This is a genomic window from Mesorhizobium sp. M2A.F.Ca.ET.037.01.1.1 (assembly GCF_003998075.1).
GTDB lineage: Bacteria > Pseudomonadota > Alphaproteobacteria > Rhizobiales > Rhizobiaceae > Mesorhizobium.
Genome location: NZ_RZSA01000943.1, coordinates 1 through 2,500, shown reverse-complemented (window position 1 = coordinate 2,500; position 2,500 = coordinate 1). Strand labels below are relative to the sequence as shown.

Below are 2,500 nucleotides of genomic sequence, written 5' to 3'. Positions count from 1 at the left end.
GGCCGAGCGCGGAGGAATCGCTGGCGCCTTGCGAGCGCGACATCCAGGTCGGCGACGATCTCAGCCTCACCTTCCGCTTTCCGCGCGAGCTGCTGGCGAACTGGCCGGCGCTGGACGCGGCGATTGCCGCCAAGGTGGCGAGCATCCTGAAGACGGGACACTGAGGGCTGGCTCAACGCTTCTCCGCCTCGGGCGCCAAGACATTGTCTGGCATCGCGCTGCCAAGGCGCGCTAAAGATCTACCATGATGCCAGCCTATCTCGCCTTCGACCCGACCCGTCGCCGCCTGCATCTCGATCCGCACGAGCCGGCCTTCGTGCAGAACCCTTACGAGGCCTATGCCTTCCTGCGTGGCACCGCCAACGCCTTCTTCTGGGAAGACTACGGCTTCTGGTGCTTCGGCGGCTTTGACGACGTCAACCGCTTGCTGCGCGACCGCCGTTTCGGCCGCCAGAACCCGGCGGGGATTCCCGACAGCCGCGGCGTTGGCGAAGACCGCTCGCACCTCGTGGCCTTTGATGCGATCGAGGCCAACTCCATGCTGGAACTCGAGCCGCCGGTGCACACGCGGCTCAGAACGCTGGTAAACCGCGCCTTCGTCTCGCGCCAGGTCGAACGGCTCAGGCCACGAATCGAGGCCTTGGCCAACGAGTTGGTCGACCGCTTCGAGCCAGACGGCGTCGACCTTTTGCCGGCCTACGCCTCGCCTTTGCCGATCACCATCATCGCCGAGATGCTCGGCGTTCCAGTCGAGATGGGGCCGCAACTGCTCGACTGGTCGCACCAGATGGTCGCCATGTACATGCATGGCCGCACACGCGAAACCGAGGACACAGCCAACCGCGACGCACGCGATTTTGCCGCGTTCCTGCGCGGCTACGTCGCCGAGCGGCGCAAGAAGCCGGGCGACGATCTGCTTTCCCTGCTGATCGAGGCCCAGGACAACGGCCAGAGGCTGTCGGAAGACGAGCTGGTGTCCTCGGCCATCCTGCTTCTTAACGCCGGTCATGAAGCGACGGTGCACCAGACCGGCAATGCGGTGCGCTCGATCCTGGCGCAAGGTGGCGATCCGCGCCGCTTCTTCGCGACACCCGAGGCGAATGCCGCGACAGTTGAGGAATGCCTGCGCTACGACGCGCCGCTGCACATGTTCCTGCGCTATGCCTATGAGGAGATCGAAGTGTCACCAGGCATCGTGGTCAAGCCCGGCGAGGTGGTCGCGCTTCTGCTCGGCATGGCCAATCACGATCCCCAGGCTTTTGCCGAGCCCGACACCTTCAATCCGGCCCGCGCGGACCAGAAGAATGTCTCCTTCGGCGCCGGCATCCATTTCTGCATCGGCGCGCCGCTGGCGCGGCTTGAGTTGCAGGTCTCGCTGAAGACGCTGTTCGACCGGCTGCCGGAACTACGCCTGGCGGAGACGCCGCGCTTCCGCGACACTTATCATTTCCACGGGCTGGAGCGGGTTGCCGTGACTTTTTGATAGGCGAACCGACCCTGCCTAGAGCAGCCAAAATTGTCGTTCGGGAACCTAGAACATGAAATTCGCCTACCTGCAGGAACCACCCTTCTGCTTCACCGACGCATCGGGCTCGGTCGTCGGCTGCGACGTGGAACTCGCCAAGCGGATATGCCAGATGCTCGGGCTGGGCGAGTTTTCGCCCGTCGAAGCCGAGTTCGCTGAACTGCTTCCCGGGCTGGTGGACAACCGATGGGACATGACGACGGGCCTGTTCATCTCGGACGAGCGCAAAAGGCTCGTTGAGTTTACGCGCCCGATCTGGTCGCTGCCTGACGGACTGATGGTGGCGAAGAACAATCCGTTGGGGCTGGAGGGCTACCGCTCGCTTGCCCTGCACCCTTCAGCGGTACTTGCAGTGATATCGGACCAGGTTCAGCATCAAACCGCGTTGCAGAATGGCGTTCCGCCCAATCGGGTCAGGATATTTGCGACGCAGGCTCAGGCGGCGGGGGCCGTGGCGAAGGATATGGCGCAGGCCTATGCCAGCGTCGACATGGCGCATCGCGGCTACATTGCCCAGCGCCCCGACGAGCGGCTCGATGTCGTCGAGGTTCCCGCATCGGAGAAGCGGCCGGCCGCCGGCGCGTTCGCATTGGCCAAGGGCAATGCCGCGTTGCGCGAGCGGATCGATCGGTGCCTGAGCGATCTGCTCGGAAGTGCGTGGCACCGGAAGATGATGAGCGAATGTGGTTTTTCCGACGACGATGTCGACCGACTGTTGTGAGCCGGCCGAAACCGTCAAAGCTTGATCACATATTCCTTGCGCGTCGTCTCGAGCACTTCCCAGGTGCCCTTGAAGCCCGGCCTGAGCACGAAGCTGTCGCCGGCCCGCACGGTGCGCGCCTCGCCGCCGTCTTCGGCGATCACCGAGACGCCGGACAGGATGTGGCAGAATTCCCATTCGTCGTAGGAGATGCGCCATTTGCCCGGCGTCGCCTCCCAGATCCCGGCATAGAGGCCGCCGTCGCGCTCCTCGAC

The 2,500-nt window shown here is 64.3% G+C and carries 3 protein-coding genes; 2 read left to right on the top strand and 1 reads right to left on the bottom strand.

The genetic code is table 11. The features are described from left to right. Window positions 1–244: 244 nt before the first annotated feature. Together EOA27_RS31700 and EOA27_RS31695 are read left to right on the top strand one after the other, a co-directional pair. A complete protein-coding gene (locus tag EOA27_RS31700) occupies window positions 245–1,483 on the top strand; it encodes a cytochrome P450 (RefSeq protein ID WP_126082855.1) in 1,239 nt (412 codons plus the stop codon). A gap of 55 nt (window positions 1,484–1,538) precedes the next feature. Continuing rightward, window positions 1,539–2,246, top strand: coding sequence for a transporter substrate-binding domain-containing protein (locus EOA27_RS31695; protein WP_126082856.1), 708 nt, complete (start codon window positions 1,539–1,541; stop codon window positions 2,244–2,246). A gap of 14 nt (window positions 2,247–2,260) precedes the next feature. Here the strand turns inward: EOA27_RS31695 and EOA27_RS31690 are convergent. Continuing rightward, the coding region (locus EOA27_RS31690) for a cupin domain-containing protein (protein WP_145970664.1) at window positions 2,261–2,500 on the bottom strand (240 nt) is incomplete at its 5' end.

What these genes read in the sequence shown, in the direction of transcription:
- EOA27_RS31695 (WP_126082856.1), top strand. Translation starts at nt 1,539, where the DNA reads ATGAAATTCGCCTACCTGCAGGAACCACCCTTCTGCTTCACCGACGCA.
- EOA27_RS31700 (WP_126082855.1), top strand. Translation starts at nt 245, where the DNA reads ATGATGCCAGCCTATCTCGCCTTCGACCCGACCCGTCGCCGCCTGCAT.